Annotated in this window: 5 protein-coding genes; 1 reads left to right on the top strand and 4 read right to left on the bottom strand. The window is 52.5% G+C overall.

Annotated features, from left to right (window positions below; genetic code table 11):
- On the bottom strand, nucleotides 1-349 hold a 349-nt coding region (locus tag KIS30_05145), incomplete at its 3' end, for a hypothetical protein (protein ID MBX8646127.1).
- Nucleotides 336-2,819, bottom strand: a complete 2,484-nt coding sequence (locus tag KIS30_05140) for a penicillin acylase family protein (protein MBX8646126.1) — start codon at nucleotides 2,817-2,819, stop codon at nucleotides 336-338. The genes KIS30_05145 and KIS30_05140, both read right to left, overlap by 14 nt.
- Before the next feature lie 318 nt (nucleotides 2,820-3,137).
- Here KIS30_05140 and KIS30_05135 point away from each other — a divergent pair, with 318 nt between their 5' ends.
- Nucleotides 3,138-3,362 (top strand): type II toxin-antitoxin system CcdA family antitoxin, encoded by a 225-nt coding sequence (locus KIS30_05135; protein ID MBX8646125.1) that lies wholly within the window; start codon nucleotides 3,138-3,140, stop codon nucleotides 3,360-3,362.
- 4 nt (nucleotides 3,363-3,366) lie between these two features.
- Here the strand turns inward: KIS30_05135 and coxB are convergent, their stop codons facing one another.
- Together coxB and KIS30_05125 are read right to left on the bottom strand one after the other, a co-directional pair.
- On the bottom strand, nucleotides 3,367-4,053 hold the full coding sequence (gene coxB / locus KIS30_05130) for a cytochrome c oxidase subunit II (GenBank protein ID MBX8646124.1): 687 nt from the start codon (nucleotides 4,051-4,053) through the stop codon (nucleotides 3,367-3,369).
- Between the two features lie 136 nt (nucleotides 4,054-4,189).
- Entirely contained in the window at nucleotides 4,190-6,568 is a 2,379-nt protein-coding gene (locus KIS30_05125) for a cbb3-type cytochrome c oxidase subunit I (GenBank protein MBX8646123.1), read from the bottom strand.
- Nucleotides 6,569-6,968: the final 400 nt, after the last annotated feature.

Below are 6,968 nucleotides of genomic sequence, written 5' to 3'. Positions count from 1 at the left end.
TGGTGCGGACATATACCTCAGACCAGAGCACCGCAGAAATTCCCATGATGAGGGCGAAAACCAGCGGATAGAGCAAAAGCACGGCGACATAGGGAAGGCCGGAAATGGAGGACACGATGCCGCCGAGTTTAACAATGTCCGCTGCAGGATAGAGTGCGAGCAGGGAAAGAGGGACAAACAGGCCGATTGCTAATCCGGCGATCAGCCCATTCCGCTTCCCGAAAATGAGGAGAGGCAGTGATGCGATGACGGCAAAAAACGCATAAGGGCTGAGGACCACAATTGCATATGCAAGCGCACCTGAAAGGAGAACAGCCATGGAATAAAACACGATGTTACGTATATTCAATGACAAACACCGTCCTCTGATCAGTCATGTTGTAGTAGTTGTGATTCAGCCAGAGCGGAAGCTGATTTTGGAAATATGCGCTAAGCACATTTTCGCTTGGGCCACCGGGAAAGACGCCGTAGAACTGCCCCGTGCCGGGATCGGAAACAGCTCTCAGCGACGAACTGACCGTAACATACGGTTCAGGCACCGACAGATCGAGCGGGACGCCGCCGACGCTCACCGTATGGCTGTCGCCCCAGATTGGTATGGGGCCTACAGAAAGCGCATCCAGTCCGGTATAGCTTGCAATGTAGAGCTTATGCACTTTACCCCATTCCCAGTTTGTTGAATTTCCCAGTTTTGCCGTCAGGAGCGACACTGCCCTGCTGAAGGCAGTCTGTACGGTCGCGGTGAAGTTTCCATTGAACCAGAATGAGTTTGGATCGCTTCCTGCCAGGTAGATGACCGATGACACATAGGGAAGCGGCAGGCTCGAAATGCCATGCGCCGCATATATCCTGTCGAAGGTCATGTTGTAGAGTTCCGAAAGCAGATACCAGTAGACAGTTATTCCAGACTCGTCTGCATACGTAGTGTAATTCCATGATCTGAGAAGTGAGAGAGCCGAATACGGCTGCCCTCCAAGTGTCTGTGGAAGTATCGGCATGCCGGAAAGCGCCTTGAGCAGCATAGGCGTGAGCTGACTGGCCCAGTAGTCGCTGACGTTCGACTGCAGTGCCATCATGTTGCTCACAGACATGCCACCGCTGCTGTTCAGGAAATGGAAGATCGTTTCCGCTCTACCGCCGGATGCCCAGAAACCGCCGATGAATGGATACGGGTAGTTCATTCCCGCAGTCGGCTGATTGGGCGCAAACATGAAACCTCTGGATGGATTTTCAGCCTGCGGCAGATATCTGAACGGAACATAACCGACAGGCTCGAAGGCGGAGGTCGTGCCGTTCAGCAGTGTGCGTGAGCCGACAACAAGTACCGCATTTCCGTTTGGCAGAATCTCCCTGATCAGCGGATATTTTCCAGCTGTGATTATGCCGGCGTTGTGTTTCGACACGAGTGCAAAATTCTGAGGAGGCGAGCCCCAGTACTGAAGCGCGCTGACCATGTCGCTGTAGGTGTGAGATTGATCCAGCTGTATCTCTGCAATTAGGTCTACAGCTGTTGCCGGCGTGTGCCATCTCATGCTTATGCCGTAAGCGGCGTTTCGCGCAATCAGCGGGCCGTTGTTTGTGCTGTACACGCTGTAGGTCCTGCCCAGCAGCGTGTAATTGAACACAGACATGCTGTGCCAGGTGCCGTTGTAGAGATAGTTGTTACCGCTTAGAATTTCAAGATAGTCGTTGGCGGAATTGCCCTCTGGCGTAGTCAGGCCCCAAGAGGTTGTGGCAGTGTGCCCAATCAGTATACCGGGTATGCCCGCGAGTGCCCAGCCGGTGACGTTGAACTGCCCGTCCTCCAGCTGCATCGGTATCCACAGCGACGGAGCATAGAGTGTAAGGTGCGGATCGTTTGCGAGCATCGGCATGCCGTTGGTGGAATACTTCGATGTCACGACCCAGCTGTTGCTGCCCACCGTATTGCCGAGATAGCTGGCGGTGACGCCAGCATAGGGATCGGATATGTTTGCCAGTGCGCTTCTGATCAGCGGCTGAAGTGCTGACAGCAGGGTTGTGTTTACGCCTGTCGCCCATTCGGCATACCAGTTCTGCGACCACAGATAATGAGGAGAGATCGACTGGGATGCGAGGTTGTAGCCGTTCACTGTACCGTCGCCCGGCACGACAGTCACCTGCTGCGTGTAGTATGGGTAGTATGGCCATATCTGGGACAGGTTGCTGAAACCGAAGGAATTGTAGAGCATGGCGGACGCAAGCGGATCAGACGAACCGGTGATCAGTGACCAGGACATGTACTCCTGCCAGACGAGGATATCGAAAGGCGACCAGTAGAACGGTTTGGCATTGAGCAGTTTAAAACCGAATGCAGGCGAACTGTACGTGCTGTTTATGAAATCGTTGACGCCGGTGCAGTAATCCTGCAGATAGGCATAATAGGAAGGATAATCGGCCTTGTAGAGCGACTGCAGTCTGAAGGCGCTCTGCGGAAGCCCAATCAGGTGCATCGTCATGTCGGACGGAACACCTGCTTTGCCGACATACCCGCTCAGATTTCCGGAAGCGAGCAGTACCTGCAATTCCATCTGGAATAGCCTGTTGCTTGCGGCATAATATCCCTGCGCAACGAACAGGTCGTGATTGTTCGAAGCAGTTATGTGTGCGACGCCCGAAGCATCAATGGTCACCTGGACCCTGCCAGTGAGATGCGGAACGTTCAATGTGCTGTTCCTGTAAGTGGAGTCGTTGATTGTGCTCCAGAGGCCGTTGACCGGATTCAAAAGCACAAACTGCGTTGAGAGAAATGACAGGACGACGAGGACGGCGATAATCGCCACGACCCACCTGTTTTTCATTGCCGCTGGATCTGCTCCACACTTATTAAACAGTACACTTAATATCAACGGTTGGCCAGGCACGGGCCGATAGTGCGCTGCCTTTCAGATTCGCTTCTATGAATCTCAGTGCAGTTGCCATTCAGGTGGCAACATGCTTCCAGCGGGCATTCGAAACGACGCCTGTGCTAACATCGCCCAATCATCGCCCCGGTGTTCCGACTGGTGTCACTGAATCGAGTCGCGCGGCCCAGTGGTATTCAAAAAACTCTGCAGACACGAACTCATGTTTATGTGCACCTAAATTGCAATATAGATTAATTGAGATATGATTCTAGCATGACGGAACGCATCACTGTCAGAATCGACAGGGAGAAAAAGGCCATTCTGAAAAAGTACAACATCAACGTGAGCGAAACTGTACGAAACTTTCTGAAATCGGAAATAGCCGAGAGGGAAAAGGAAGAGTTGTTGACACTGCTTGAGAAATCGAAGATCATTCTTTCCAGAGTGCCGGACAGGGAAATCGTCCGGGCCATTAGGTCAACGAGGGGTGAAATTTAGTGTCTCATTGCCCCGCGTACCATGAAGCGAATTCAGATTGACTCACCAGATGGATGTTCACCCACATATCGGCGTGGCCCGGTCCGCACAGTTCCGTACAGAAAACGGTGTATGTTCCCGGCATGCTCACATTTGTCCACGCCACGTTCCAAACATCGGGAAAGGCATCGATCCTCACCTTGAGCGATGGGATCGAAAACTCATGCATGACATCCAAACTCGTGACTCTGAAGATGAGTGTTGTGTTCACCGGAAGCACTATGGTGTAGTTTCGAATGAGTGCAGATCCTGTCACATTGTATCCGTTGGGATAGTGAAATGTCCACACCCACTGAGCTGCGTAGACATCGATGGTGAGCGTGTTGCTGTGGACGGTGGGAGCCGTTCTCGTATAACTCGCAGCAGGCAGCGCGATCGCGGTAAGACCGAGGAAGAGCACCGCCATGAACAGTATGAAGAACTTGAACGGTTTCGTTTTACCCCGTGCTGATGAGGGTACGAAGCCCGGCCTGATTGACTCTTCATTGTCTTCCCTTGCCGGCGTGGTTCCCTTCTCCCTGTTTTTCACGACAACATAGATGATCCAGCCTATCACAAACGCGGATATCGGTATGCCGACGACGAGATAGAGATTGAACAGCGAAAGCCACGTCGCAGATGTTACAGAGTTAATTGCGAGTTCCAGGAACACGTCACATCACCCCTGAGCCCGGTTTGCGGCAGCGGCGGTGCGGAAATTTCATGGACATGTACTCAACTCTGAGTTCGTCAGCCACGATTCCTGTCTGCACGGCAGATTTACCAAGATTCATACATCATACCTTCCTTCACATAAAAGCAAAAGCACCTATCATTATGACGCCGGCAACAGCAACGAAACTCCAGAAGTACAGGAGTGCGCTGATGCTTGGAACAGATCTCTCAGCTATCCTTCCTCCGTATGTTTTGAAAAGAAAGTAGCAGACAAACGCAAGCCCGCCGGCGATGTGAACAATGTGCACTATTGCCGAATCGTAGAATATGGAGAGAAGTGCGCTGCCGTGCATTGCCTGAATGCCAGCGCCCGCCGAAGCAAGATATCCCCAGTTAGCAACAGTGACAGCAATATAGCAGGCGCCGAAGAATATCGTCAGAAGCAAACCACCCGCTGTCATGTCCCTGTTTCCCGTCTTTGCGCCTTCAGCCGCAGCATACATGCTCGCTATACTGGCAAGGAGAACAACGACCGATGCCATGTCCAACGAGGCATTGCCAGTGAGGCTTATCACGGGATCGCCGAAATAAGGCGACTGAACGAAGATGAAAAAGGCACCGCTGATCAGTGTCGAGAAAAGGAGGACATCTCCCGATATGAATATCCACATACCAAGCCTGATACTGTCCATGTTCCGGAACGGCCATGTTTCCTTGGGGGAGACGCCGTCCTTTTCGACTTCGGGGAAGAAATCATGGTAGTCGTCATTCATCCATCCCAGGGCGGAAATGGTGAAAAGCATGAGTCCCAGCGCGAGCGCGATGTTACCGTAGCCATAGAGAAAGAGCACGAGTCCGAGAAATACGAGACATATGCCCAAGCTTATCGAGAAGGGCCAGGGGCTCAGGTGATTGAGCCCTCCATGCTCCTCCTGCCCACTGTCTTCGGTTCCCACAATGAACCTGCCGTTGCTGATGTACGGCGTGCCGGTGAAGTTGAACTCAGGCACGGGTGACGAAACGAGCCATTCAAAACTCGAGCCACCCCAGGGATTGTCAGGTGCCTTCTGACCTGAACGGACCGAGTACAGCATGTTCAGCACGGGCAGCAGCTGTGCAAAACCGTAGAGCAGTGCGCCGATGGTGGCTATTTCGTTCGGCAGGGAAAAGCCGAAACCCGGGGAGTATGTGTAATACCGCCTTGGCATATTGAGCAGAAGGAACATCGGTGCAAAGGTCAGGTTAAGGCCGATGAATGAGAGGATGAAATGGAGAACGCCTAGCCTCTCGCTGTACATCTTTCCGGTCATCTTCGGGAACCAGTAATAGAGTGCTGCGAAGAGACCCCAGAGTACCGTACCGGCGAGAATGTAGTGAAAGTGCGCTATGACCCAGTAGCCTCCGTTGAACCCGCTATCGAGTTCGATCGAAGATTGCATGACGCCGGTAGCGCCTCCCACGATGAAGACAATGACCGCCCCCATCGTAAAGAGCATGGGCGTCCTGAGCTTTATGTGACCGCGAAGCATCGTGGCTATTATGCCGATGATCAGCACTCCCGACGGTACGGATATGAGTTCGGTTGTTATCTCCTGCAGTTCAAGCCACAGAAGGTTGACGCCTGTCATGAACATGTGATGCATGAAGACCATCATGCTCATGACAAAAATCACTGCAAACGAGCCAATCATCAGCCTCTTTGCATAGACAGCCTTTCCAGAGAAAACACTGGCTATATCGAACATAGCACCGAGCGCGGGAAGCAGGAGGACGTAGACTTCCGGATGTCCCATAAACCAGAACATCTGTTCCCACAACAGCGCACCGCCCGCGGGGGCAAGAAAGACTACCGATCCCAGAATGCGGTCGGCGAGCAGCAGAACGAGCGCCGTCGCAAACTCCGGGAAAACGAGCCAGAGCATTGCAATGGTGAAGACTATGGACCATGTGAACATCGGCATATCTATCAGCCTCATTCCTTTGGCCCTTTTCAGCGCGATCGTTGCGGCAAAGTTGACAGTGGAAACAATCAGCGAGACGCCGAGCATCGTGATGCCGGCTATGCCCGCATCTTCGCCTGCCTGCGGGAGATAGTGAGCCTCGTTGAGCGGTGCATAAAGTGTCCATCCGCCGCTCAGTGCTCCGCCGGGAAGAAGGAAACCGCTGAGGAGAAGGATTCCGCCAAAGAGATACAGCCAGTAGCTGAGTGCGTTTAGCCTTGGAAAGGCCATATCTTTCGCGCCTATCTGTATCGGGACGAAGTAATTTGCAAATGCAAAACCCAGTGGAGATATGAAGAACAGTATCATCAGCAGTCCGTGTACCGTCACAAGCTGATTGTACTCCACCGCATTGAGGAATGTGTTGCCGGGCCTGAAGAGCTGGGTACGCATCATTTCGGCAAAGGCGCCTGCTATGAACAGAAAAACAAATGAGGTTATCAGGTAGAGGATGCCGACTTCCTTGTGATTGGTCGTGAAAAGCCATTTTTTCAATACGCCGAGCGATGCCAAGATTTTCAGTCTTCCCCATCGAGTCAATCGTGCTTATTGAGCGTTCACGTGTCACAATACACCCGTTGCAGATGGCCCGGTACAGACTGACCGGCCGGCAGGCCCGCATGCCGCTGTCCTGATCGGTTTTAGCCCTACAGAGGTTCCGGTGTTCCTCCGCCCCGATGTGGTGGCTCCTGACACGCCGATTCCTGATTCACGATTGAGGGGGCGGAATCATGCGACCTTATTTGAGATTTATATCTAATATATCGGGTGTCATATTCAAATATTGAAATATGAATAAGCGCGCTAACAGCCTTCGCCGAATGCGGAAACGGCATCGACAGCGGCAGACTCTTCCTGCCTGCATGTGAAATGGGGTAAGTTATTTTTATAAGGAAGCGAGATAATGGCCGAA

The sequence above is a fragment of the Candidatus Sysuiplasma acidicola genome, from assembly GCA_019721035.1.
Lineage (GTDB): Archaea > Thermoplasmatota > Thermoplasmata > Sysuiplasmatales > Sysuiplasmataceae > Sysuiplasma > Sysuiplasma acidicola.
Note: the sequence above shows the minus strand (reverse complement) of the source record. Positions and strands in the feature narration are given on the sequence as shown.